This window comes from Bifidobacterium sp. FKU (assembly GCF_026016385.1).
In the GTDB taxonomy this organism is placed as follows: domain Bacteria; phylum Actinomycetota; class Actinomycetes; order Actinomycetales; family Bifidobacteriaceae; genus Bifidobacterium; species Bifidobacterium infantis.
In genome coordinates, this window is the sequence record NZ_CP092888.1 from 42,169 (window position 1) to 66,892 (window position 24,724).

The 24,724-nt window shown below is 58.1% G+C and carries 19 protein-coding genes; 14 read left to right on the forward strand and 5 right to left on the reverse strand.

Features of this window, described 5'->3' with window-relative positions:
• Window positions 1–130 precede the first annotated feature (130 nt).
• Window positions 131–1,354 carry an ATP-binding protein gene (locus tag MMB48_RS00195; protein WP_032745117.1) on the reverse strand — a complete coding sequence of 408 codons (1,224 nt, stop codon included), beginning with the start codon at window positions 1,352–1,354 and terminating at the stop codon, window positions 131–133.
• A 405-nt stretch (window positions 1,355–1,759) separates the two neighbouring features.
• On the opposite strand from MMB48_RS00195, the gene MMB48_RS00200 reads away from it, so the two are divergent.
• Both MMB48_RS00200 and MMB48_RS00205 read left to right on the forward strand, forming a co-directional pair.
• Window positions 1,760–2,143, forward strand: coding sequence for a hypothetical protein (locus MMB48_RS00200; protein ID WP_230581281.1), 384 nt, complete (start codon window positions 1,760–1,762; stop codon window positions 2,141–2,143).
• Between the two features lie 265 nt (window positions 2,144–2,408).
• On the forward strand, window positions 2,409–4,064 hold the full coding sequence (locus MMB48_RS00205; protein WP_032745115.1) for an RNA-binding domain-containing protein: 1,656 nt from the start codon (window positions 2,409–2,411) through the stop codon (window positions 4,062–4,064).
• 166 nt (window positions 4,065–4,230) lie between these two features.
• Here MMB48_RS00205 and MMB48_RS00210 read toward each other — a convergent pair whose 3' ends face one another.
• Window positions 4,231–6,984 (reverse strand): phosphoenolpyruvate carboxylase, encoded by a 2,754-nt coding sequence (locus MMB48_RS00210; RefSeq protein ID WP_013139971.1) that lies wholly within the window; start codon window positions 6,982–6,984, stop codon window positions 4,231–4,233.
• 285 nt (window positions 6,985–7,269) lie between these two features.
• Here MMB48_RS00210 and MMB48_RS00215 point away from each other — a divergent pair, with 285 nt between their 5' ends.
• The 6 genes from MMB48_RS00215 to MMB48_RS00240 all read left to right on the forward strand — a co-directional run bounded on the left by MMB48_RS00215 (window position 7,270) and on the right by MMB48_RS00240 (window position 14,679).
• Window positions 7,270–9,183: a threonine/serine ThrE exporter family protein gene (locus MMB48_RS00215; RefSeq protein WP_032745113.1), complete on the forward strand. Its 1,914-nt coding sequence runs from the start codon at window positions 7,270–7,272 to the stop codon at window positions 9,181–9,183.
• 116 nt (window positions 9,184–9,299) lie between these two features.
• Complete coding sequence (locus MMB48_RS00220; RefSeq protein WP_050496310.1) at window positions 9,300–9,905, forward strand: winged helix-turn-helix domain-containing protein; 606 nt, start codon at window positions 9,300–9,302, stop codon at window positions 9,903–9,905.
• Between the two features lie 113 nt (window positions 9,906–10,018).
• On the forward strand, window positions 10,019–11,287 hold the full coding sequence (locus MMB48_RS00225; RefSeq protein WP_032745111.1) for an MFS transporter: 1,269 nt from the start codon (window positions 10,019–10,021) through the stop codon (window positions 11,285–11,287).
• A gap of 228 nt (window positions 11,288–11,515) precedes the next feature.
• Window positions 11,516–13,111, forward strand: a complete 1,596-nt coding sequence (locus MMB48_RS00230) for a sodium/proline symporter (protein ID WP_172664369.1) — start codon at window positions 11,516–11,518, stop codon at window positions 13,109–13,111.
• A gap of 157 nt (window positions 13,112–13,268) precedes the next feature.
• Window positions 13,269–13,814, forward strand: a complete 546-nt coding sequence (gene abiEi / locus MMB48_RS00235; RefSeq protein WP_032745107.1) for a type IV toxin-antitoxin system AbiEi family antitoxin — start codon at window positions 13,269–13,271, stop codon at window positions 13,812–13,814.
• Window positions 13,807–14,679: a nucleotidyl transferase AbiEii/AbiGii toxin family protein gene (locus MMB48_RS00240; RefSeq protein ID WP_032745106.1), complete on the forward strand. Its 873-nt coding sequence runs from the start codon at window positions 13,807–13,809 to the stop codon at window positions 14,677–14,679. The genes abiEi and MMB48_RS00240 overlap by 8 nt, the downstream gene beginning before the upstream one ends.
• 93 nt (window positions 14,680–14,772) lie before the next feature.
• On the opposite strand, the gene trpS is transcribed toward MMB48_RS00240, so the two are convergent.
• Window positions 14,773–15,864 (reverse strand): tryptophan--tRNA ligase, encoded by a 1,092-nt coding sequence (gene trpS, locus MMB48_RS00245; RefSeq protein ID WP_032745104.1) that lies wholly within the window; start codon window positions 15,862–15,864, stop codon window positions 14,773–14,775.
• A gap of 133 nt (window positions 15,865–15,997) precedes the next feature.
• Between trpS and MMB48_RS00250 the strand changes: the two genes are divergently transcribed.
• The 4 genes from MMB48_RS00250 (at window position 15,998) to MMB48_RS00265 (ending at window position 19,988) form a co-directional block, all read left to right on the forward strand.
• Window positions 15,998–16,384, forward strand: a complete 387-nt coding sequence (locus tag MMB48_RS00250; RefSeq protein WP_012576517.1) for a DUF3073 domain-containing protein — start codon at window positions 15,998–16,000, stop codon at window positions 16,382–16,384.
• 14 nt (window positions 16,385–16,398) lie between these two features.
• On the forward strand, window positions 16,399–17,070 hold the full coding sequence (locus MMB48_RS00255; RefSeq protein WP_032745102.1) for a response regulator: 672 nt from the start codon (window positions 16,399–16,401) through the stop codon (window positions 17,068–17,070).
• 67 nt (window positions 17,071–17,137) lie between these two features.
• Window positions 17,138–18,289: a histidine kinase gene (locus MMB48_RS00260; protein WP_032745100.1), complete on the forward strand. Its 1,152-nt coding sequence runs from the start codon at window positions 17,138–17,140 to the stop codon at window positions 18,287–18,289.
• A gap of 307 nt (window positions 18,290–18,596) precedes the next feature.
• Window positions 18,597–19,988 (forward strand): MFS transporter, encoded by a 1,392-nt coding sequence (locus MMB48_RS00265; protein ID WP_032745099.1) that lies wholly within the window; start codon window positions 18,597–18,599, stop codon window positions 19,986–19,988.
• Between the two features lie 20 nt (window positions 19,989–20,008).
• Here the strand turns inward: MMB48_RS00265 and MMB48_RS00270 are convergent, their stop codons facing one another.
• On the reverse strand, window positions 20,009–20,428 hold the full coding sequence (locus MMB48_RS00270; RefSeq protein ID WP_077424944.1) for a sterol carrier family protein: 420 nt from the start codon (window positions 20,426–20,428) through the stop codon (window positions 20,009–20,011).
• 208 nt (window positions 20,429–20,636) lie between these two features.
• Here MMB48_RS00270 and MMB48_RS00275 point away from each other — a divergent pair, with 208 nt between their 5' ends.
• On the forward strand, window positions 20,637–23,084 hold the full coding sequence (locus MMB48_RS00275; RefSeq protein ID WP_032745096.1) for a glycogen/starch/alpha-glucan phosphorylase: 2,448 nt from the start codon (window positions 20,637–20,639) through the stop codon (window positions 23,082–23,084).
• Window positions 23,085–23,326: 242 nt separating this feature from the next.
• Here the strand turns inward: MMB48_RS00275 and MMB48_RS00280 are convergent, their stop codons facing one another.
• Window positions 23,327–23,545 (reverse strand): hypothetical protein, encoded by a 219-nt coding sequence (locus MMB48_RS00280; RefSeq protein WP_012576523.1) that lies wholly within the window; start codon window positions 23,543–23,545, stop codon window positions 23,327–23,329.
• Window positions 23,546–23,742: 197 nt separating this feature from the next.
• Between MMB48_RS00280 and MMB48_RS00285 the strand changes: the two genes are divergently transcribed.
• On the forward strand, window positions 23,743–24,495 hold the full coding sequence (locus MMB48_RS00285) for a rhomboid family intramembrane serine protease (RefSeq protein WP_032745094.1): 753 nt from the start codon (window positions 23,743–23,745) through the stop codon (window positions 24,493–24,495).
• Window positions 24,496–24,724: the final 229 nt, after the last annotated feature.

A 24,724-nucleotide genomic window follows, 5' to 3' on the forward strand; every position in this document is an offset into this window, starting at 1 on the left:
TCGACACGCCGAAGGGGTGCTCGCAGAACCGCTGTTGCCGAAAAGCAACTATTGGAATTCCGCCATTGTGCGAAACCTATCCGCCGTTCTGTGAGCACCCCTTCGGCGTGTCGTCGTATCCGGCGCGTTCCTACGAGCAGAGCCAATCCATGACGTTGGTGATATGGATGCCTTCGTCGGTCATGCCCTCGCTATGCCAGTCGAGGGTGAGCACCGTGCGGGGGAATGCGTCGCCCAATCGCCGCAGCGGGGCTAATTCCCGCTCCCGGGTCTGCTCCTCGGTCATGTTCAACGTGACCTGAATGTACTGCTTGTCGTTTCCGCGCTTCGCGATGAAATCGATCTCGCCGTCGGGCAGCGATCCGATGGTGACATCGTAACCGCGTCGCTGCAGTTCCATGAAGACGATGCCTTCGAGCTGGGCTCCGCGATCCGAGCCGTTGAAACCCGTGGCGAGATTGCGAAAACCGTTGTCGACGGGGTAGAACTTGCGTTGCGGGCGCAGCAGTTCCTTGCCTCGCATGCGTTCCTGTTGCGCGCTGTAGACGATGAACGAGCGTTCGAGCGCGCTGATCTGGTTGTCGACGGTGGCGTAGGAGGCGTTCGCGCCGGCGCTTGTGAGCGTGTTGGCGACCTTGTTGACGGAGAACAGGTTCCCCGACGTTGAGAACAGATATCGGCTGAGTTTTTCCAATGTGGCGATGTCGCGGATGCCGTACCTTCCCGCCACGTCCTTCATCACAATGGATTCGTAGATTGAGGTGAGTATCTCGGTCGCCTTGTCCTGATCCGGCTGGCCGGTGACGAACAGGCCGGGCATGCCGCCGAACATCATGTATTCGGAGAACAGCTGGTCCGTGGAATCCGTGGTTCCCTGAGCCCGATGATGGCGTTGGTATTCGTCGAAGGAGAGCGGATATACGGGGATGGTGATGTAGCGACCCGTCAGATGGGTCGCCAGTTCGCCGGATAGCAGCCTTGCGTTCGATCCGGTGATATACACGTCGGTGTCGTCACGGGAATGCAGCCGGCGAACCACTTCCTCCCATCCGGGAACGTCCTGTATTTCATCAAGGAAAACGTAGAAGGGCCCGGGTTGGGCTTCTTGCGTGGCTTGCATCAGGTCGGCGTGCAGGTCGGTCGCCGAATATCCGATGGGCGTGTCGAAGGAATCGAAGCGACGGGTGAAGATATTGCTCGCGGGAACGCCGTCGTCGAGCAGTGATTGCGCATAATGTTCCAGCAGCGTGCTTTTCCCGCACCGTCGGACGCCGGTAAGGACCTTGATCTCCGGGGTGTTCCGGTGGCTGCGCAGCGTGTCGGTGAGCTTGTCTCGTGCGATATATCCCGTCATCTCCACGCCTCCGATTTCTAGTGTATTGCAAAACAGTCGTTAAATCGACGTTGATTTTCAGTATACTTGAAATTGTGCGTTCTGGGGTAATGGTTCTATAGTGTACTCGAAATCGTGTGGTGGGTGTCGTCCGTCGCTGTCGGCTGGCGGATGCTGTGATATCAGGGTTCCGTTACTGTTTGAGCGGCGCTGCCACTGCCGACTCACACATTTCTTGTACGTAAAATGTGTTTTACTCGCACATTTTCTGTAGGAGATTGGGATTGGTCATGGATCGTACGGCTATGAAGCAGCTTGAGGCTTGGAAGACGTCTCGAAAATAGAAAGCCGCTCATTATCCGAGGCGCCCGTCAGACGGGCAAAATGTGTCTGTCGGAGGAGTTCGGGCGTACACGATATGAGGCAGTGGCGCGTATCGACCTCATGAACAATGAGCGTGCGAGGAGTTTCTTTGACGGCGATCTAGATGTGAGCAGGATATTGCGTAACATCAGCCTCGAAATAGGTGTTCCTATCACGACAGATACCTTGGTGCTCCTTGATGATTATGACGGGGACTTCTCGAAACACGCGCCGCTACGTATCCTTGAGAGAATTCGTATAGTTTGGGCTTCTCTACCATCGCAGCTGGCAAAGGAGAATCGAAAGTTCGTAAGCCTGCGTGTGGCTGTTGGTCATTTCGACCTGCATAAAGCAGTGCGCACCAGTCTTGCTGGGTATCGTGACGATGACTGGCTGCTGAATGTGCCATTATGGGCGATTGGTCGGCTTGCCGCATTGCCGCTATAGAAGCCCAAGCAAAAAGGGGCCTCCGGCGCGAAGCGGAGGTAATCAGCTAGGGGCAATCGTGTATAGGCTTATATCTCGGCTTCATACTTGCCGGCTATCGGCCATCGGCTGATAGTGGATATGTCGAAAGCGGCGATGATTAGATTTACGTTACTGGATATGGCAGTATGGGTGTCTCTTTGTCCCTTTCATCACCTTTCAATAATTCTTTCATGTAAGAACTCTCTGTTAACATGTAAGAATTATTGCAAGATGGTGAAAGGGGATGCTCATGTTGCCGACTAAAGAAAGTTTGACAGTTGAGTTCAAGAGCGAGCAGAAGCGTCCTCAATCGCATGATGAAATTGTTGACAACGTAGTGGCTCTAGCCAATACTGAAGGCGGCACACTGTATCTCGGTATTGAAGACGATGGCACTGTGACCGGCGTATGTGACGAGCATCGCAATATCAATGGACTTGCGGCACTAATTTTCAATAAGACTGTTCCGCAGCTTCCCGCTCGCGTGGCGCTCTTGTATGAGAACGAGGTGCCGATAGTCAGTATTGAGGTGGGTAACAGTCAGCAAATCGTGTCTACTAGTCAAGGGAAGACACTACAGCGCCGGCTGAAAGCAGACGGCTCGCCTGAGGTCGTTCCGCTGTTTGTTTCCCAATTCATTAGCCGTTTATCTCAGCAACGGTTCTACGATTTCAGTGCGCAACCTGCCCCAGAGTCTCGGTTGGATGATTTGAATCCAGACTCAAGGAACAAGTTGAGAAGCCGTATTCGCAGTGCCAATGCGCAAAACTCGTTGTTGTCTTTTACTGATGAGGATTTCGATCGGGCACTTGAGCTGGTTGTTGATGGCCCGTATGGATTGCAGCCATCTGTTGCTGGTCTGCTCACCATTGGTTCGGTTGATGCTATTCATCGATCGGTTCCAGCCGCATCGGCTGTTTTTCAAGTGATGAAAGGCATGTCTCCAAAGGTCAATATGGATCCGTTCGTGTTGCCCTTGGTGGATATGTTTGATCGTGTAGGCGAGCTGATGGAGCCGTGGAATCCCAGCCACGAAGTCATGAGCGGCTTGATTCGTGTCGATCTGCCAGACTTCGATCGAGGGGCATTCCGTGAGGCAATGATTAACGCTTTCTGCCATCGCGATTATGCGCGAATGGGTTCGGTGAGATTCCTGGTTGATGATGATGGGTTGACCATAGCTAATCCCGGAGGATTCATAGAGGGTGTTTCCGAAGATAACCTGCTTACTGCACAACCGCGTTCCCGTAATCCGCAGCTTGCTCTGATTTTGAAAGCTGCCGGATATGTTGAACGTACCGGGCGAGGTGTGGATACCATCTATGCCGGGTCGATTGCGGCAGGCGGTTCTTTCCCGGATTATTCACAGTCCAGTGCTGAGGAAGTTATCTTGTTCTTGCGCCGCGTGGTACCTGACGAGGCATTCGTGACCATGATTGGCGACGAGGAACGTCGACGTGGGGCTCCATTGCCGGTCTGGTCACTGATTGTGCTCTCGCTGCTGCGTGAGCATCGTAGGCTTACTATGGTCCAGTTGTGCGATTTCTCCCATTTGGAGCATCGACGCATCGTGTCCGCTGTTGAGAATCTGGTGGAAGCTGGTTTGGTAGAGGGGGTCGGTAGCGGGAGCTCTCGTTCGTATATGCTGAGTGCCCGAGTGTACAAACGTTCAGAGGGGCTGGCGTCTTACGTGCGCCAGCGTGACATCGATGCCACCCGGCGCAGTGGCCTTGTTCTGGAGTTCGCCGAAAAAAATGATGGTGTCGTCACTACGGCGGATGTCATGGATTTGTTTGGCCTGAGCTATATCAGTGCATACCGGTTGTTGAAGAAGCTCGAAGATGTGGGCAAGTTGCGCCGCGAGGGGAATGGGCCGTCATCCCGATACGTGTTGGGATGATTGGTGCGCGTGAAAGTAAGTTCTTTCATCACCTTTCAATAATTCTTTCATGTAAGAACTCTCTGTTTACATGTAAGAATTATTGCAAGATGATGAAAGATGCACACAAAACGGGGAAGCCCCGCTCGATGTGAGCGGGGCTTCCCCATATGCGCTGGTGTGTAGATCAGCCCGTGTTCTGCAGGCCGGCAGCAACACCTGAAACGGTGCAGAGGATCAGATAGATGAATCCTGCCTGCTGGCTTTGCGAGAGCTCTTCCTTGTCCACCTTCTTGCGCAGCGACTTGAGCGCCAGCACCTGAGTGACGGACAGCGCGTCCACGTATGGGGAGCGGATGCGGATGGCCTGGCCGAGCACGTGACGGTGCTGCAGCGGCCACTTGTCACCCACGATGGCCAGAACCCACTTGCGGGTGAGCTCCATCTCGTTGAGCACCTTCTCATTGAGGTCCTCGCGGTCGCCGAGGGCAAGGTACATCCTGGCGATGCGCTCATCCGTCTTGGCGATGGACATCTCGATGTTGTCGATGAACGTGGAGAACAGCGGCCATTCCTCGTAAGCCTGACGCATGGTCTCCAGATCGCCGAACTTCTCGCATGCGGTGCCGAGACCGTACCAAGCGGCCAGGTTGATGCGGGCCTGGGCCCAGGAGAAGATCCACGGAATCGTACGCAGGTCGTCGAGCGACTTGGCGCCGAGGCCACGCTTGGCCGGGCGGGAGCCGATCGGCAGCAGGCCGATTTCGGTCAGTGGCGTAACGATCGAGAACCACGGAGCGAAGCCATCGGTGTTCAACAGGTCGAGGAAACGGTTGTGCGCGGCCTCGTCGAGCTGAGCGGCCATGTCGGCGTACCTCTCGGTCATCTCGGTGTTGCGCTTCTCCACACTTGGCGCGGACTGCAGCAAGGTCGCCGCAGCCACGGACTCGACGTGGCGGATGGCCAGCACCGGGTTGCCGTAACGGGCGAAGATGACCTCGCCCTGCTCGGTGAGCTTGAAGCGGCACTTGACGGAACCGACCGGCTGGGCGAGCACCGCGCGGTTGGCGGGGCCGCCGCCACGACCGACGGCACCGCCGCGGCCATGGAACAGGGTCAGGTCGATGTCGTGCGACTCAGCCCATTTGGCGATGCGCTCCTGAGCGGAGTGCAGGGCCAGCGTGGCGGAGGTCGGGCCGGCGTCCTTCGAGGAGTCGGAGTAGCCGAGCATGACCTCGAGCTTGTTGCCGGTGGCCTTCAGACGAGCCTGAACCTCGGGGATCTTGATCATTTCCTCGAGCACGTCCACCGAGTTCTGCAGATCCTCAAGCTGCTCGAACAGCGGGATCACGTCGATGGTGGGCACGTCCTCCGGGTGGGAGAAGGCCAAGCGGTTGAGCTCGTAGACATCCTTGATGTTCTGGGCGCTCTTGGTGAAGGAGATGATGTAGCGGCGGGCGGCCTTGAGGCCGTTGCGCTTCTGGATGGCACCGAGGGCGCGGAAGGTGTCGAGCACCTCGTGCGTCATCGGCTGCAGTTCGCCGCGCTCGCCGTGCAGGCCGTGCTCGCGGATATCCGCAAGGGCGCGGGCGTGCACCACGGAGTGCTGACGGAACTCCATCTCCACCATGTGGAAGCCGAAGGTCTCGGTCTGCCAGATCAGATCCTGCAGCGGGCCGTAGGCGGAACGCTTGGCACCGGCGGCGGCCAGCGAACGCTGGACCACCTTGAGGTCGGCGAGGAAGTCGTCGCAGGAGTGGTACATGAGGTCGGCATCGCGCTCGATGGTGTAGTGCAGACGATCGGCCATCACCAGCATGACCGCGCGGTGCATCTCCTTGGTGGAGATCAGGGCGGCCTTGTCGGTCAGGCGCTCGCTCATTTCCTTCTGGTGGCTCCAGAGGCTCTTGAGCTCGGCGCTTGGTGGCGTGGTCTCGGCTTCCATCGTGAGGTTGCGGCCCACGGTGCGGGTGGCTTGCTCAAGGGCGGCGATCACGTGATCGGAGAACTTGCGGGCCACGGCGCGGCTCACCTTGGCGGTGACGTTCGGGTTACCGTCGCGGTCGGAGCCGATCCAGCTGCCCGGGTGGAAGAACGCGGGGCAAGCGGGCTCGACGAGACCGGCCTTATCGCCCAGGACCCAGTCGTCGAAGCGACGGTAAACCTTGGGGATGGTGTTGAACAGCGTGTTGTCGAAGATGTCGAGAATCGTGTCCGCTTCCTCAACCGGGGTCGGCTTCTTCAGCGCGATTGGAGAAGTGCGGAACAGGGCGTCGATCTCGTTGTAGAGACGGCGCAGGCATTCCTTCTTATCCGAGCCGCCGAGGCGCTTGTACTCCTCAAGCAATTCGGAAACGCGGCGAATCTTGCCTTCCACGGCCTTGCGACGGGCCTCAGTGGGGTGCGCCGTGAAGACGGGGTGGAATTCGAGCTGGTTGAGCAGTTCCTTGGCCTTGGCCGGGCCAGTCTCATTGATGAGCTGGTGGTAGGCGACGGTGAGCTCGTTGATCGGGTCGACCGCCTGGTCAACGGACACGTTGTTCTCGCGCTCGTGGAGCACGGAAACGCGGTAGTTCTCCTCGGACAGGTTTGCCAGATGGAAATACGTGGCGAACGCGCGGGCCAGCAGCTGGGCGTCGTGCAGCGTCATGTTGTCGATGACGTTCACGGCCTCCTTCAGGCCATCCTGGTCGGGGTTCGGATCCTTCAGCTCGGCGAAATGCTCGGCGCTGGCCTCCACCGCGTAATGACGCACGGTGTCGAACGTAGACAGCAGTTCGGGGTTGTATTCGCCCAGTACGTTACGCAGGATCTCAAGACACAGATCCATGTCGTACTTCAGGCTTTCGGGAAGATCATGCTCCTCCGGGCCCTTTCGGCCGGTCCCGGTAGTGACGATGGCGGCGTCAGCGGGAGTGATCTGTTCTTCAGGTGTTGCCATATAACCTCCTTTGCCGAATAACAGGTTGCTCGGTCTACCGGTCGTCTGCGGCTCCTCCGCAGTTGTTGAGGCCAGTCGTTGCGAGCCCACAGCCCATATTCAACGTGGTTGTTGTGTGGGCAATAGTGTATCCCTGCGAAATCGCTATTTGCGTTACGAAGTCCATATAGTGCTCCAAGTTGTCCACCTAAAGAGACCGAATATCGGACAGCATATGAGACGCTGTCCGATTCGCGGAAGATTTGAGCACCTTACGATTGCTGGCGGGGAAGGCAGGGAGTAGTAATGAAGGATGTGAGCGAACAGAAGAAAAAAAGTGCGCCCGAAGCGAAAGGCGCAACGGCTGTACGTAAATTCCACACCCACTCCATTCCGCTGGACATGGAAGATATTGCACGCGATTGGGAAAAACCGGTGGTGGACGCCGGTATCGCCGCCAAAGCCAGCGTGATTGTACGGGTCGGCATGCTGGACTTGGGAGCCGGCACCGGCTCCTTCCGTGTGCGTGAAATGATGCACCGCATCGCCTACCCGCTGGGCGTGCACGTACGCGCCGACGTGAACCTGACGGATATCGAGGCCACCTGCACGGATGGTCGTAACCGCATCACCGAAGTCGTGGATTTGCCGACCACCGGCGTGAACACCGAACGTATCTGGCTGCTGGAACATTTCGCCGACTGGTTCTCCGTGAATCTCGGCAAGGGGTCGATGTATCACGTCGATTCGCAACTGTCCGATGGCGTGGTCAAGCATTTGGACGAACGTGACGCTTCGCAGTATTCTGCTGATCTGGCCAAGCGCCTGCGCGAACGTGCCAAGGCCGAGGCTGAGGCGGCCAACGGCAGCGTGGGCGAGGCGCTGGATCTTGCGTTGAAAACCAAGGTACTCGTGACCTCCGTGGCCAAGTCCTTGGATGATGACAATGAAGAAGCCCACCGACTTTTGGCGGACAGCGCGAAAGTCACTCCGGTCGAAGACAAAGCGGCTGAAGAGAAGGCCTACGACGATGCCGAAGTGTTTACCGGTGACTCCAATGAGTCGGTTGAATCGGCGAACGCGGCGAATGCCAAGGCGGGCGCTGAGGGCGCGGCGGCGAACGGCGCAACCGCCGAAAGCCCTGCTGCAGGCAGTACGAAGCGCAAGAATCGCGTGCCCAAGGAATACGCCGAACACTTCAACGAGCGCTCCGACGAAGAGAAGGCCAAGGGCGGTATCACCGTGCGGCAGGCGCACGAGCGGCTCGATCTGATTGAGCGTCGCAAGCCGCTGTACAAGCCGTGGTTCTCCGGTCTGGCCTCCGCCTTGGCCTGCGCGGCCTTCGTGTTCCTGCTCGGTGGCGGCCCATACGACATGATCGGTGCGTTCGTGGGAGCGGGCCTTGGCCAGTGGATGCGTCGCCGGCTGTTTGCATACCATCTGAACCAGTTCTTCGTCACCTTTGTGTGCGTGGCCGCGGCGGCGCTCGCCTGCACCGGCACCTTGCGACTCATCGGCATTTTCGACCCAGTCGCGCTCTCGCACGATACGGCCTACATCGGCGCCATGCTGTTCGTGATCCCCGGTTTCCCGCTCATCACCGGCGGACTCGACATGGCGAAAATCGACTTCCCTTCGGGCATCCAGCGCGTGGCGTACGTGCTGTGCATCATCCTGATGGCCACGCTGGCAGGCTGGGCCGTGGCCGTGATGGTGCACCTGCACCCGGAAGGCTTTGAGCCACTGGGGCTTGACCCGTGGGTCAACGGATTGCTGCGGTTCGTGGCGGCGTTCGTCGGCGTGTGGGGCTTCTCCGTGCTGTTCAATTCGCCGCAGCGCATGTGCCTGACCGCCGCCCTAATCGGTGCGATCACGGACACGCTGCGCTTGGAATTGCAGGACTTCAACGTGGCACCCGAGATGGCTACCTTCATCGGCGCGTTTCTGGCGGGCATTCTGGCATCGGCGTGGCGTTCATCCGTGCGACGTGGCTGGCTACCGCCGCACCTCGGCTACCCGCGCATCTGCCTGACCGTGCCGTCGATCGTGATCATGGTGCCCGGTCTGTATATGTATCGTGCCATGTGGTACCTCGGCAGCTTCCAGACCATGAATGCGCTGGACTGGGCGTTCCGTGCGTTCATGGTGATCATCTGCCTGCCGATCGGCTTGGCGATGGCCCGCGTGGTGACCGACAAGTCCTGGCGCTACGACGTGTGACGTTTTGGCGCGCGTGGCGTGCGTTGAGTCATTGAATGGGCGGTCTGATCGGCCGTTCAATGACTCAATATATCTACAACTCGCATTGTGCAACCATCGTTGCATGATGTGTGATTATGGGACAGAACATCGATCGCACCAAGGCGAAAGCCGAAGAAGTTACTGAGATTGCCAGGGAATCCGTCCTTCTGGCGATTTCAAATTCTCAGCGGATGAGGGTGTTGGGTTTGCTGAGAGTGAACGGGCCGATGACCGTCGGCATGATTAGCGATGTCACCGGCATGGCTCCGGGCAGTGTGAGTTTTCATTTAAAAAAACTTTTCGATGCCGGTATGGCAGAGAAGACAGATTCTGCAGATGGTGATAAACGAAAAAGCTGGTGGAAAGCCAATCATCGTTCTATGCGTCCTGCTCCTCGTGATGATGGGCGTATAAGTGATGCGGAATACACTTATTTCCAATCCGTTGCCGTGACTTATGAGTCGTTGTATGAGCGATATTTGGACTCTGTCAATGACCTTCCTCAGGAGTGGAGAGAAGTGGGTCTATGCGAAGATCGCACATTTGATTTGACCCCCGAAGAGACAGAGCAAATGTGTCTGGAATTGGATGCGGTGGCTCAAAAATGGCAGCAACATTCATCCGGGGAGCAGCGGAATACAGCCAGACATAATATGCGGAAAGTGCAGATTGTCATGCAGGCTTTTCCGTGGATTCCGTGATTCCGATAAGTTCTATGGCGTTGACAGGCAAAGTTTTCAGCGGATGTGAAATTGACGATGAAGATTGAATGTTGGCCGAGAACGAGGCCAATGATGGGGAGGATGGGTGAAAGATGTCAACTAATCTGTGGAGAACGCCGGGATATCCGTCATGGTTCACCTCGGACACGGCCAGTGCTATAGGTGCCGCGATGCAGGGCTTCGGCGTATCGCTTGTAGCCTATAAGATATCCAGCTCCCTGATTGCGGCCGGATGGGTACCTACATTAACCGGTATCGTACGGCAGCTTGCAAATGTATTAGGCGGTACGGTCGTTGATCGTCATGATCGCAAGCATTTGGTTATAGCCAATTGCATAACCGGTGTTCTATTGTGGGGGACCACGGGGATATTGCTGCTTTCCGGGTCGCTGACGTTCTCCGTGTTCCTTGCCATTATGTTTACTTCGTCATTGTTTACGGGCTGTTTGGGTGGGGCGACTGATGCGATGTTGCGGTCCATTATCGATATCCGCGAATATCCGAAGGCGAGAAGCGTCAATGAGGGCAGAGATGCGACCATCACCATGATTGGCAACCCCGTTGGCGGAATGCTGTATTCATTTGGCGCATGGGTGCCATTTATTATTTCGGCAATTCTGTATATGATTGCTGGAATTTCTGCTTCCCAGATACGGATCAGTAAAAAATTGACCATGAGAAGCAAATTATCCTCTGAGGATGAACACATTGGGAAAGGGGCTATTGCGTCATTCTGTACTGACTTTGTTGATGGGTGGCGTTTTGTTCTTACCAGTAGACTCATGCTGATTTTTATAATCACCACAGCATTGGTGAATTTCGGGATGAACAGCGCGCAATACAGCATAGAACTGTCCTTGGTTGGCAAGGGGATCAATCCGGTGCTGCTCGGCTTAGTGGGACCTGCAACTTGCGTTGGATTGCTTGCCGGATCGTTCTTCTCGGGGCATTATGGAGACAGAATGCCAGCAGGCTTATGCATATGCGCTACCGGAATCATTTCGGCTGTCGCATATATCCCGCTATGTTTCACGGATTCTTATTATGCGATTGTACTTTGCTCGATGATAATTGGACTCCCTTTCCCCTTGTATAACGCGATGATTATGGGTTTTGTGTTCTCTAAGACTCCTGATGAGTTACAAGGAAGGGTTAAATCAGTGATGTCTGTGGGAGTCCAACTGTTGTCCATGTTCAGCGGCTCTGCAGCTGGGTATGCAGTTACGCATTTGGGCTTCATTGCTACGATTAGGTTGTTTGTCATGGTTCTTTTCGTTGCGGCGGTGATTGTACTTGCTTCGAAGCGGGTTCGTCGTATTCCTGTGAGTTCCTCATGGGCCGAAATCGATCTTCATGCCTAAACGTTTGTGTTGTCTTGCCTGAAATCTCCATATACGTCAGGTTGATGCTCTCCTTTCATGGGATATCCGCGTATTTGTTCGGCCATTCCGGTTATGGTGATGCTGTGCTTGCCCCGTGACGCGCATGGCTGTCGATATGTTCGGTGTCGGGCATCAGAGCTCAGTGATACGCGAGAACATGAGGAAAGGGATTACGTGGTTTCCAAAGACATCTGGGTGCTCATGGCGATGGGCATCTACTTCGTGGCCATGCTGACCATCGGCTTCGTCTACTCCAGGAGGTCCAACTCCTCCACCAAACAGTACTTCGCGGGCGGCCGCGGCGTCGGACCATGGTTGACGGCATTGAGCGCGGAAGCCTCTGACATGAGCGGCTGGCTGCTCATGGGCCTGCCCGGTGTCGCCTACTTCACCGGCGCGGCCGACCCGATGTGGACCGCGATCGGACTGGCGCTCGGCACGTACCTCAACTGGAAACTCGTCGCGCGCCGGCTGCGCCGCTATTCGGTGGTTGCCGGTGACGCGATCACCATTCCGGATTTCTTCTCGAAACGCTTCCATGACGATCGCAATATCGTCTCCACCATCGCGGCGCTCATCATCCTCGTATTCTTCTGCGTGTACGTGGGCAGCTGCTTCGTGACCGTCGGCAAACTGTTCGCCACGCTGTTCGGCTGGGACTACCACCTGACCATGGTGATCGGCGCGGCCATCGTGTTCGCCTACACCATCATCGGCGGCTACCTGTCCGTGGTCGTGACCGACTTCATCCAGGGTCTGCTCATGTTCTTCGCGCTGGCGGTGGTGTTCGTAGGCTCCGTGGCATCCGCCGGCGGCATCGACCACACCGTCGCCTTCCTGAAGGGCATCCCGGGTTTTCTCGACGGCACGCATGTGGCCACGCCGATCCTCAACGACGCCGGCGAACAGGCCATCAAGGCCGGGCGGGCCATGTTCGGCGCGCCCGCCGACTACGGCATCATCACCATCATCTCGATGCTCGCGTGGGGTCTGGGCTATTTCGGCATGCCGCAGGTGCTTGTAAGGTTCCTGTCCATCCGCAGTTCCGAGGAAATCAGGAAGTCCCGTATCATCGCCACCACATGGTGCGTGATTTCGCTGGCGTGCGGCGTGTGCATCGGGCTGGTCGGGCGTGCCATGATGCCGACGCAGTTCGTCACGCAATCCGCGGCGGAGAACATCTTCATCGTGGTGTCGCAGGCTCTGCTGCCGAGCTTCATGTGTGGCATCGTGGTGTCGGGCATTTTCGCCGCGTCCATGAGTTCGTCATCGTCATACCTGATTATCGGCGCTTCCGCGGTCGGCGAGAATATTTTCCGCGGATTGCTGCATCGCAAGGCCACCGACCGTCAGGTGATGATGGTGGCGCGCATCACGCTGCTGGTCATGTTCATTTTCGGCATTGTGGTTGCGTTCGACCAGAATTCGTCGATTTTCCAGGTGGTCTCATATGCGTGGGCCGGTCTTGGCGCCTCCTTCGGCCCGCTGATGCTCGCCTCGCTGTATTGGCGCCGCACCAACAAGTACGGTGCGGTCACGGGCATGCTGTCCGGCACGGCGGCTGTGCTCGTCTGGCACAACTTCGTCAAACCGCTCGGAGGTGTCTTCGCCATCTACGAACTGTTGCCGGCGTTCCTCATCTCACTGCTGTTCATTGTGGTGGTGTCACTGCTGACTCCGGCTCCCGATACTGAAGTGCTGCACGAGTTCGATCATTATCTTGATGATCCCGATGACCGCAAGGTGGATGACGATTTGGTCGCAGCGGAAATCGCTTCCGGCGAAAAGCGCGCGCAAATCTAATCAAACATAATGTGGCACATGCCACTCAGACGCGACAAAGGCCGGATTGCACAATACGCAATCCGGCCTTTGTTGATGCTGAATTCTCATTGCCGTTGCAAGACCTCACTATACGTGAATAGTGACTTTACACACTATTCACGTATACTTATAAAGTATGAAGCAAAGTGAGGCAGTCAAAGTATTGAACCAGTGGGATCTGCATGGCAAATATGTGTATCTCAAACGAGATTTGCGTAAACTGTTCCGCGACGAACCCAAGGAAACGTTCGATGATTCGTTGTCTCGATTGGTCAAGTCGGAAATCCTCGTACGAGCGGCGCGCGGCGTGTATGTGTACGGGCTGACCCGCAATTTCAGTGATGCCACCATTGATCTGATTGCACGTAATCTTCGACGCGGATACGCTACTTACGAGTCTTTGGAAAGTATGCTCAGCGCTTATGGCGTGATCAGTCAGATTCCAGTGGATCGGCGTACTTACATGACCACAGGTCGTTCTGGCGAATATCAGACTCCGTACGGTGCGATCGAGTTTACGCATACGGCACGGCCAATTACGCAGACCATTCCCGAACTGTTGCACCCTGAAGGGCGTGGCGTTCCGCTGGCGTCGAAGCAGCTCGCGCTTCGTGATCTCAAAGCCACCCGCCGTAATCTTGATCTTGTGGATTATGAGCTAATGGAGGAAACCTATGAGTGACATTGACGAGTTGCACCAGTATGCGATTCGCCTCGCGCAGGAGCAGAATAGTTCCGGCATGGTCATGACCATTGAGAAGGAGCTTCTGCATTACGAAATCCTCAATGCGATGGACGAAGGTGGATTACTTGACCGTCTCGTATTCCAGGGCGGCACGAGCCTCCGCCTGTGCTATGGCGCAGAACGCTACAGCGAGGATCTCGATTTTTCTGGCGGTCGTGACTTCGGCAGAAAAGGATTGGACACGCTTAAGGATTGCGTTGAGCATGCGGTGGGCGATCGCTATCACGTCTCCATCAATGTGAAGGAACCTCGTCAGGCGGAATCTCTGGTCAGTGCGTGGACTGTCATTGTGGACACGACGCCCCAGTACAAGGACGTTCCGCGGCAGCGTATCAAAATCGAGGTTGCGTCAATCGATGCGCACGATCCGGTCATTCGCCCTCTGAAGGTAAATTATGAGGGGTTGGGTGACTATGCCGATATCATGCTGGTCGTGGAAAGTAAAGAGGAGATTCTTGCGGATAAGATCGAATCTTTCGTTTGCTCGGACCATGTGAGATACCGAGATTTATGGGATCTCGCGTGGCTGTCCAAGCAGCCGGGTGTTCAGCAGAACAAAGTTCAGGACCTCAGAAAACAGAAGGCTTCGGACTATGGCGAGATAAACAAATACATGGAACGTTATCCACTTGTGCAGGAGAAGATCGCGAATGCATTCGATTCGGATAAATTCGTTCGGGAGATGAGTCGTTTTTTGCCTGCATCGCGGGTTAACCGTACTGTTGCTAAGCCGTTGTGGCTTCTCGGTACAAAGCAGCAGCTTGCCGACTTGTTTGTCGCATACGCTCCTGATCTTGCTTGATGAGTTTTTAAAGGCCGGATTGCACAATACGCAATCCGGCCTTTGCTGATGCTGAAACGCTGTTTAAAGCGTGATTATGGCGTTTCTGGAGCTTTAGTAGCGCATGCCCATGGCGTCGCGCACCTGGTCAAGCGTCTCGTTGGCGATGGCGTTGGCCTTCCTGTTGCCTTCGGCGAGCACGTCGCGCACGTAATCCATGTCCTTGGCCAGCTCGGCGCGGCGCTCGCGGTGCGGGGCCAGGAACTCGTTGACTGATTCGATGACGTATGCCTTGAGTGCGCCGGCGCCGGAATCACCGATCTCCTCGGCGATGTCCTTCGGGTCGCGGCCGGTCACCAGACCGGCGGTGGTCAGCAGGGCGGAGACCTGCGGGCGGACAACCGGGTCGAAGGTGATGCGGCGCTCGGAATCGGTCGGGCTCTTCTTGATAAGCTTGGCGGTCTCCTCGGCGGTGGCGCCCAGCATGATGGAGTTGCCGTACGACTTGCTCATCTTGCGGCCGTCGAGACCCGGAATCTCCGGTGCCTCAGACAGAATGGCGGCCGGCTCCGGGAACACTGGGTTCTTCTTGGCGTAACGCTCGTTGAAACGGCGGGCGATGGTGCGCGTGATTTCCACGTGCGGCAGGTTGTCCTTACCGATTGGCACGACGTTGGCCTTGCAGAAGAGGATGTCGCACGCCTGATGCACCGGGTAGGTGAGCAGCAGACCGGTCAGCGCGTGGCCGGACGCCTCCATCTCGGACTTCACGGTCGGGTTGCGGTGCAGCTCAGCCTCGGTGACCAGGGACAGGAACGGCAGCAGCAGCTGGTTCTCGGCCGGCACGGCGGAGTGGGTGAACATCATGGTCTTGTTCGGATCGATGCCGGCGGCCATGTAGTCGAGCACCAGGTTCAGCACGTTGTCTTGGATGTGCTCGGTGGTGTCGCGGTCGGTGATCACCTGGTAGTCGGCGATGATGATGTTCGTGTTGACGCCGCGCTCCTGCATGGCGACACGCTCACGGATCGAGCCGAAGTAGTGGCCGAGGTGCAGCCGGCCGGTCGGACGGTCGCCGGTCAACATGGTGAAGGACGACGGCTTGGCCTCCAGCTTGGCGAGCGTTTCGTCCGAACGCTTTTTGGCCGCGAGGAAGCTCGCGCTTATCTCATTGCCTGCCGCTGTCAGTTGCTGCTCGTCGGTCATGCGAAAATCCTTTAAATAGGGCTCAGATAAACGCTTTTTATGGTAAAAGTGTGAGCCGACAACGAACAAGCCACTATTAGTGGTACTCTCTATTGTTGATGAATCGAACAGCACAGTAATCGCAGGGGGTCAGATGGGCCGCGGACGTCAAAAAGCAAAACAGCAGAAAATTGCCCGAAAGCTCAAGTACCTGACCACCGATACCGATTACGATGAGCTGGCAAAAGAGCTGAGCGAGCAGGAGCCGGGAACGGGCTCTCCTGACCCGTTCGCCGATATTGATGATCAGTATGCGGACAAGGATGTGGATTCTGCTGCTGACGCCGACGCCGCCAAGGTCTCGCCCGCCGCGCAGGAGGACGACCTCGACGAGTACGCCAAGTGGGCAGCCGAAGCCGCCGCAAAGGCGACCAGCGGCGAGTTCCCGGCCTCCGCGCCGGCTGCGCCCAAGCCGAAGCCGGCCCCGCGCAAGCCGATTCCGATGCCCATGCCCTCAGCGCTGAAGCCGAAGAAGAGCTGAGCGCACGTAGGCATATGTCGGATATCAGCGGGCGGGATGGATCGAAGCCCACCATGCTCATCATGGACAACGACCGCATGGCCTTGATGGCATTGCAGTCGATTCTGGCGAAGGCCCTGCCAGACTTCGAATTGTTGCCGCCGGTGAGCGAAGGCAGCAAAGCCATTCAGCTGTGCACGGCCACCAAACGCCCGCCTGCTGTGCTATTGGCCGATATCGCGATGAACGACATCAACGGCCCGGATGTGGTGCGTGCAATCCGCAGGGAAAACGCGACCACGGCGATACTGGCCATTACCGCCTCGATTGTGGGCCGACATGCCAAAGAGATGGCCCGGGCCGGCGCGCAAGGCATCATGAGCAAGAACGATGATGTGCGGTTGCAGGCCGTGGCGATTCGTCAGGTACAGGCCGGCAAAACATGGGGCGATGGTGGCGACGTGCGGTTCGAGACCGCGACCGTTGCGTCCGCGCGCATCAAGGCCGAGAAGGACAACCGGCTGAGCGCGCGTGAGATGGAGGTTGCGGAACTGTGGTCCCGCGGCCGGACCATGCCGCAGATCGCCGCCGAACTGTCCATCACCGAAACCACCGTGCGCACGCATTTGATGCGTGCGGCCGACAAGCTTGGCGCCGGCAATCTCAAGGAACTTATCGGCGCATGGATTCGCATGAACCTGCACTGATGAAGGCGCCGATGGGCGTGTGGGGACACGGTAGAAGAAGCGCAAGACGCATAAGGGGAGCGGCCCGGTGAAACGTCCGATTATCATTTCGCAGCATTCGTCGTATTCGTATGGTCACGCCGACGGCAAGAAGCATCATCAGATTGATATCGATATAGAACTCAAGCATCCGCTGGCGATGTTCGGCCCGATCGGTGTGCTTGCGGTGGCGGCAATCGTCTATGCGGTGACCGGGTCGTGGCTGGTTACGGCGTCGGCGGCGCTGACGGCAAGCGTGCTGCTGGTATTACTGGGCATTGCGTTGCGCTGGCGCAAGCGCGTGGTGAATCAGGAGAACGAAAACGAGCAGATGGAATCGGCGCTGGCCGATCTGCGCCACGGCAACCAGCTCGCGATCGAACTGCACGACACGCTGTCCAATGATATGACGTATATCTCGACCATCGCCCGGAATAATCTGGCCGCGCCAGCCGGCATCGATGGTGGCGACTGGCAGCGCGTGCTGGATCGCAGCCAACGTGCCTTTGCGGAAGTGCATGGCATCATCGATTTTCTGACCGAGCAGAGCGGAATGGACGCCGGCTTCCGGGACGAGTCCTTGCCGGTCGGTGGCACCGGGACATCTGAGGTGGCGACTGCAGAATCAGGGCAGGTTGATTCGCCGACGAAAGAATCCGCCCTGGCTCGTGACCCGGTAGGCACCGGGAGCTGTCCAGCGATTGCGAATGAGGTGGTTGACAATGCCGTGCCCGAGAACGCCGGTGGCGATGACCGTACGCAATCCACAGCGGGCATGCCGCAATCCTTCGTCACGCGTGTGAAGGCGCAGATCACCGATACCGAGGAGTTTCTGGAGGCGCAGGGCTATCGGGGGACGGCCGCGGTCAACGGCATCGCCATGGTCGTGGACCCCGAGGCGGCGGCCGAGGCGCTGTCGCTGATGACGGAGATCGGCACGAATATCCGCCGCCATGCACCGGCGGGAGATGATTCCTATCTGCTGTTCGTCACGCTGTCTCCCGAATGGATTGAGATTCGTGAGACCAACGATATCCGTGACGATGCCGACGCGCAGAGTGGCCTGTCCGCGCAGGAGCGGTCGGGGCGTGGGCTGGCCATGCATCGCACCCGTGTGCAGGAGTTGGGTGGCGAACTGACCGCCCGTTCGGACGATGGCGTATGGATGATTTACGTGCGCATTCCATGCGTGCGGGGTTGATTGTCGCATGTACTCACAAGTGAGGACGACTACCAAGTCTAAGTCCTCGTATCTGAGGACTTTCGTCGTCCGATTCTGTCGATTGCCATCTATGGTGGTGGATGTCCGTAAGGACAAGTCTAGGAGGCAAATATGCAAATTGGAACAGATCCAATGATTAGTACGGGAGTCATTGACATTCACATCCGTATTAAGTGGTGATGTTTCATTATGTCGACGTGGATACGATAGTTGGAATCTGTCGTATCCACGCTGTTATTCTTTGTCAAATTTGCGATAAGGTAATGGGCGCTAGATGGGACGAAATATGAATATAGATTTATGGCGGGGAACTGATTACGGATGGTGGCTGGCTGCGGACACGTCCGGTGCGGTCGGTGCCAGTCTGATCGCGTTCGCGGTGCCGCTGATGATGCTCGCCACGACAGGATCCTCTGCCGCCGCCACCACGACGGAAAGCATCTGCGTGGTGGTGCAGACGGTGCTGGGCCTTGCCGGCGGCGTGATTCAGGACCGGTATGATCGCCGTACGCTCATGCTGATCTGGGGTGCGTCCGGTGTGGTGCTCTCGGCGGTGGCGGCGGCAGCGGTGATGCTGTTCGGCAATGCGCCGAAGACGAGCGGCCATGGGGTCAACGGGGCAAACGCTCCGGCATTCGGCGGACCGTATGCCCACGTGCTTCCGATCGCGCTGCTGTGTATCGTCGTGCTGTTTTCGGTGCGCGATGGGCTGTTGGAGAATACGTCGAATGCCATGCTGCGTGGCGTGGTGCCGGATGAGCAGCTGCCGCACGCGATGGCGTTGAATGATGCTCGTGATTCGACGGTCACGTTGGTGGGCGGTCCGTTGGGCGGTCTGCTGATGACCGTGGGACATGCGGTGCCGTTCCTGACCAGCGCGGTGCTGAGCGTGCTGGGCATGGTGTCCGCATGGCGTATCCGCCGCTATTGGAAACGTGCGACTGTGAGCGATAGCGGCCGTCCGGGCAATGTTGATACCGGTTCGGAGGTCGGGGCCGTCTCGGACGCCGATGATGCCGATGACTCCGCCCCACGCTGGCGCGACGCACTGGACGGCATGATCTGGCTGCTGCGCGACCGGTTCCAACGCCATCTCATCATCGCAGCGGCCATGGTGACCGGTGCCAGCAATGCCTTCCTACTGCTGACCGCGCTGGACATCTCCCAAGGTGGCAGCCAGCTGATATCCGCCGGATTCATCAACGCCGCCTCCGCCGTTGGCATGTTGCTGGGCGCACTGATGGCCTCGCAACTGGTCAACCGTGTGCCCGGCGGCGTACTGGTGGGCGTGATGTTCGTCTTGCTGGCTGTAGGATTCACCGGTGCCGCGTTGGTGCCCTCCATGGTTGGCAAGGCCATATTTGTGGCCTGCTCGGTACTGGCATTGCCCGCGGGCAACGCGGTGCTTGGAGGCCTCAGCAATACCTTGGTGGGCAAGGACAAGCTCGGCCGCGTTGGAGCGGGCAGCATGGTGTTGCAGTACGGTGCCTATGGCGTGGCCGTGGCACTCGCCGGCTGGGGTATGCAGACCATCGGCTACGGGCCGACCTGCCTGATTCTGGCCGCCGTGCTGGTGGCTGCCGCCCTCTATGCGCTGACGATGCGCAGCCTCGTCACCCTGCCCACGCCGGACCGCTGGGCCGAGCATATCCAGCGCTGGGGCATCGCCCAGTTCTGATGGGCGGCCTGCGGCGGCGATTACAGCGGCAGCAGGTCGCTTAGGTCGTCGCGCTCGCCGACCGCGCTGATGTGGCCGGCGTCCTTTTCCTCTGCCCACGTGGTGATGCCGCAGGCCAGTCGCAGCCAGACTTCCGGGTCCAGTTCGATGACGTCCGGTGGGGTCAGGTTATGCGGGTCCGATTCCGGGCCGTCCAGGATCTTGACCGCACCCCACGGCGCAACGCGCACCTCCACGCCCGGCCCGGGCGCACGCCGTTCCAGCAGGAACAGCGAGTAGCGCACGGCCATCGCCCATACCGGGCGAGGCAGAATGGGGGAGGCGGTCAGGCGATGTGGCGTGTTGTCGGCCAGTTCCAGGGCTGCGGCACGCCATTGCACCAGTGCGTCGTGCCCTCGTTTCAAGTCTTTTTCGAGAATTACTGCCATATGCTCCATCATGGCACCGGATCCGGAAGATCTTCCGTAATGCAAACGATGGCATACGGTGTGATGCGGAACTGTGAGACATGTGATACGCTTCTCAATGAGAACGTATGCAAGAGCGCTCCGCCATCGTCGTTACGGAGAGTTCATGCTTACGTTTGTGAGACGATACCTATCGCGCGGCATAATAATTACGGGCACTTATCCCGGAAGGAAAGTCAGAATGACCGAAATCACCGCACCGAAGTCTCCCGTCACGGCGGAACAATTCGCCGACGAGATTCGTGAACAACTGAAATACACTCAAAACGTCACCGCCGAGCAGGCCACCCCTGCTGACGTGTATGTCGCCGCATCCAAGGCCGTACGCAATCACCTTGCCGACTCCTGGTTCAAGACCCAGGCCGACACCGTCAACGGCAACACCAAGGCCGTCGGCTACCTGTCCGCCGAGTTCTTGATGGGCAAGCAGCTGGAGAACGCACTGCTGAACGCTGGCCTGACCGACCAGTTCGACAAGGCTGTGGAAGCCCTTGGCTTCAAGCCGAAGGACATCGTGGACGCCGAATACGAGCCGGGCCTCGGCAACGGTGGCCTCGGCCGTCTGGCCGCCTGCTTCATCGACTCTCTCGCCTCCCTCGGTGTGCCGGCCTTCGGTTACGGCATCCAGTACAAGTACGGCATCTTCAAGCAGAAGTTCGACGAGAACGGCAAGCAGGTCGAAACCCCGGACTACTGGCTGGCCAACGAAGAGCCGTGGGGTCACACCGACTACAACCGTGATCAGAAGGTCTCCTTCGGTGGCAAGGTCGTCGAAAACGCCGACGGCACCAAGACCTGGGAACCGGCCTGGTCCGTGCGCGCCGTGCCGGTGGACTACATGGTCCCTGGCTACAAGTCCCAGCGTGTGAACACCCTGCGCCTGTGGACCGCCAAGAGCTACGACGAGTTCGATCTGCTCGCCTTCAACCGCTCCGAGTACATGGACGCCGTGGCCCCGCAGGTCAAGGCCGAGAACATCTCCAAGATTCTCTACCCGGAAGACTCCACCAAGGTCGGTAAGGAACTGCGCCTCGAGCAGCAGTACTTCTTCGTCTCCGCATCCCTGCACGACGCCATCCGCGTCTTCTACCCGGGCCAGGACAAGCCGGACCTGACGACCTTCCCGAACAAGATCGTCTTCCAGCTCAACGACACCCACCCGGTGATCGGCATCCCCGAGCTCATGCGCATCCTCATCGATGAGTACGGCTACGACTGGGATACCGCGTGGTCCATCACCACCAAGACCTTCAACTACACCTGCCACACCCTGCTGCCGGAGGCCCTTGAGGTCTGGCCGGCCAGCCTGATCGGCGAGCTGCTGCCGCGTCACCTCGAGATCATCGAGAAGATCAACGAGCAGTTCGAGGCCGAGCTCAAGGCCAAGGGCGTTGCCGCCGACACCATCAAGGACATGGCCATCTACACTGGCGACGCCGTGCGCATGGCCTACCTGGCCACCTACGGCGGCTCCCACGTCAACGGCGTGGCCGAGCTGCACTCCCAGCTGCTGAAGGACGTCACCCTCAAGAACTTCTCCGACGTCTACCCGGACAAGTTCACCAACGTGACCAACGGCGTGACCCCGCGTCGCTTCGTCAAGCTCGCCAACCCGCGCCTGTCCGACCTCATCACCGAGGGCCTGGGCACCGACAAGTGGGTCGCCGATCTGGAACTGCTCAAGGGTCTCGAGCCGCTGGCCAAGGACGATGAATTCGTCAAGAAGTTCGCCGCAGTCAAGAAGGCCAACAAGCACGCATTCGTGGGCTTCGCCAAGGACCACTACGGCATCGATATCGACGAGAACACCCTGTTCAACACCATGGTCAAGCGTCTGCACGAGTACAAGCGCCAGTCTCTGAAGATTCTCGCCGTGATCTCCAACTACGCCGACATCAAGTCCGGCAAGGTCAAGGCCGAGGACATCACTCCGCGCACCGTGTTCTTCGGTGCCAAGGCCGCTCCGGGCTACTACCTGGCCAAGATGACCATCGAGCTGATCAACAACGTTTCCCGCGTGATCAGCAGCGATCCGGCCGTCAAGGGCAAGCTCGCCGTCCACATGCTGCCGAACTACAACGTCGAGATGGCCCAGAACCTCATCCCGGCCACCGAGCTTGACGAGCAGATCTCCCAGGCCGGCAAGGAAGCTTCCGGTACCGGCAACATGAAGTTCGCTCTGAACGGCGCCCTGACCGTGGGTACGCTGGACGGCGCGAACGTCGAGATTCGTGAGCGCGTCGGCGCCGAGAACTTCTTCCTGTTCGGCATGACCGTCGACGAGGTCGAGAAGAAGTACGCCGAGGGCTACGATCCCGCCTCCTACTACGAGGCCGATCCGCGCCTGAAGCAGGCCATCGATCTGGTGGCCGACGGCACCTTCTCCAACGGCGACCGCAACGCCTACTCCCCGCTCGTGGCCGACTGGCTGACCAAGGACTGGTTCATGACCCTGGCCGACTTCTCCGCCTACATGGGCATCCAGTCTGAGATCGAGGCCCTCTACGCCGATGAGCTCGAATGGAACCGCAAGGCCCTGCTCAACGTGGCCAACTCCGGCTACTTCAGCTCCGACCGCTCCATGGAAGACTATTTGGAACGTATCTGGCACACTGCTCCTCTGGCCTGACGGCCGCCGGAGCAGCGCGCCGGCTACGTGCTGGTTTCTACCTCGCGGCTGTCGCCGCTCGGCGTCGCCTACGGGAAGCCCACCGGGCTTCCTGCTTAACGGCTCCGCATATCTGGCACACTGCTCCTCTGGCTGACTGAGTCGGTGGGGCGGCTCCCCTCGGAGAGGGGAACCAGAACATAAGAAGCCCCGCAACCGACATCCATCGGTTGCGGGGCTTCTTGCGTTGAAAGACCGCCCTATCAGGCTTCGGCCGGGGCGGCTTCCGCCTCGCCATCGGCCTCATCCTCGGCCTTGTTCAGACCCAGGTCGACCGGCGAGGAGCTGTTCTCCCACGGCTCCTCCCACGGATCGTAATCCGGGTTCTGCTGCTTGTAGATGTACAAACCAACAAGCGCGGCGAGCAATCCGCCGAACAGCAGCGCGAAGAACTTCCAACCGTTAGAAGACTTGTTCTCCATGACGGCTCCTTTCCCTAGGGATCGTCTGGTCGGTATGCCCATTCAGACCGACTCTGCTCCCTATTCTAGGCCGCTGTTTGTGACGATTGGGTGGAATGACATTCGTGAGCGATTCATCCACACCCGTCTGCCCTCGGCCGGCTCAGCATCTTCGCGGCGCGTGAAACGCATCCGAGACCTTCGATACAGTGGATTGCATGCATATTCCTACACAACGGGAGATTCGATACCAGTGGGAGCGCGGTGGTCCGGTGATGACCTGGGCGCTGATTGTTGCGTGCGTGGCAGTGTGGCTACTGGAGGTATTGCTGGGATTTATTGCCCCGGGCCTGAGGACCTGGTTGATGTACCTCGGCATGGCGGCTCCGGTCAGACTGGTGGCTGAGCCGTGGACGCTCATCACTTCGATGTTCCTGCATGCGCCGAACTCGCTATTGCATATCCTGTTCAACATGATTGCCCTGTATTCCGTGGGCCCAGTGCTGGAACGAATGATCGGCCACTGGCGGTTCTTGGGACTGTATGTGATTTCCGGCCTTGGCGGCTCTCTGGGACTTATGGTGTGGGCTGCGGTGGCTCCGGGAGGCATCGGCTGGCAGATGGCAGCCTATGGGGCTTCTGGAGCCTTATTTGGCCTGTTTGCATCATTGCTGGTGGTATATCGCCGTATCGGCGCCGATATCCGCTCCATGTTGATCTGGATGGCGGTGAACTTCGCCTTGCCGTTCGTGGTCGGTGGCGTGGCGTGGCAGGCGCATGTCGGCGGCTTTGTAGTGGGTGGAATACTCACATGGCTGCTGGTGGGTGGTGTGCCGGCGTGGCGCGGTAAAAGCCTGAAATGGCGCATGCAAGTGTACGGCTGGGTCATGGTGGTGCTGGTCATTGCGTTGATTCTGTTGTGCAATATGGCCAATCCTTATGGGTGGATGAGTTTCGGCTCCCTGCACTGATATGGCTTGATATGGCTGTAAAAAACGATTGATGCCGGGTATTGCGGAACATGCAGTGCCCGGCATCAGTGTATGTGCGGAAAGCGGCGATGTGGATATTAGCGATGTGGATATCGTCGTTCGGTGAGTGGGTGTGTGCCGTATGAAGATATCCACAGTAATGAGATGCGCGCAATGACGAGTTATCCACGATAATGAGTTATCCACAATGGTGACTTGTGCACAAGTG

What these genes read in the sequence shown, in the direction of transcription:
- MMB48_RS00195 (WP_032745117.1), bottom strand. Translation starts at nt 1,354, where the DNA reads ATGACGGGATATATCGCACGAGACAAGCTCACCGACACGCTGCGCAGC.
- MMB48_RS00205 (WP_032745115.1), top strand. Translation starts at nt 2,409, where the DNA reads ATGCTCATGTTGCCGACTAAAGAAAGTTTGACAGTTGAGTTCAAGAGC.
- MMB48_RS00210 (WP_013139971.1), bottom strand. Translation starts at nt 6,984, where the DNA reads ATGGCAACACCTGAAGAACAGATCACTCCCGCTGACGCCGCCATCGTC.
- MMB48_RS00215 (WP_032745113.1), top strand. Translation starts at nt 7,270, where the DNA reads ATGAAGGATGTGAGCGAACAGAAGAAAAAAAGTGCGCCCGAAGCGAAA.
- MMB48_RS00220 (WP_050496310.1), top strand. Translation starts at nt 9,300, where the DNA reads ATGGGACAGAACATCGATCGCACCAAGGCGAAAGCCGAAGAAGTTACT.
- MMB48_RS00225 (WP_032745111.1), top strand. Translation starts at nt 10,019, where the DNA reads ATGTCAACTAATCTGTGGAGAACGCCGGGATATCCGTCATGGTTCACC.
- MMB48_RS00230 (WP_172664369.1), top strand. Translation starts at nt 11,516, where the DNA reads ATGGGCATCTACTTCGTGGCCATGCTGACCATCGGCTTCGTCTACTCC.
- abiEi (WP_032745107.1), top strand. Translation starts at nt 13,269, where the DNA reads ATGAAGCAAAGTGAGGCAGTCAAAGTATTGAACCAGTGGGATCTGCAT.
- MMB48_RS00240 (WP_032745106.1), top strand. Translation starts at nt 13,807, where the DNA reads ATGAGTGACATTGACGAGTTGCACCAGTATGCGATTCGCCTCGCGCAG.
- trpS (WP_032745104.1), bottom strand. Translation starts at nt 15,864, where the DNA reads ATGACCGACGAGCAGCAACTGACAGCGGCAGGCAATGAGATAAGCGCG.
- MMB48_RS00250 (WP_012576517.1), top strand. Translation starts at nt 15,998, where the DNA reads ATGGGCCGCGGACGTCAAAAAGCAAAACAGCAGAAAATTGCCCGAAAG.
- MMB48_RS00255 (WP_032745102.1), top strand. Translation starts at nt 16,399, where the DNA reads ATGTCGGATATCAGCGGGCGGGATGGATCGAAGCCCACCATGCTCATC.
- MMB48_RS00265 (WP_032745099.1), top strand. Translation starts at nt 18,597, where the DNA reads ATGAATATAGATTTATGGCGGGGAACTGATTACGGATGGTGGCTGGCT.
- MMB48_RS00270 (WP_077424944.1), bottom strand. Translation starts at nt 20,428, where the DNA reads ATGATGGAGCATATGGCAGTAATTCTCGAAAAAGACTTGAAACGAGGG.
- MMB48_RS00275 (WP_032745096.1), top strand. Translation starts at nt 20,637, where the DNA reads ATGACCGAAATCACCGCACCGAAGTCTCCCGTCACGGCGGAACAATTC.
- MMB48_RS00280 (WP_012576523.1), bottom strand. Translation starts at nt 23,545, where the DNA reads ATGGAGAACAAGTCTTCTAACGGTTGGAAGTTCTTCGCGCTGCTGTTC.
- MMB48_RS00285 (WP_032745094.1), top strand. Translation starts at nt 23,743, where the DNA reads ATGCATATTCCTACACAACGGGAGATTCGATACCAGTGGGAGCGCGGT.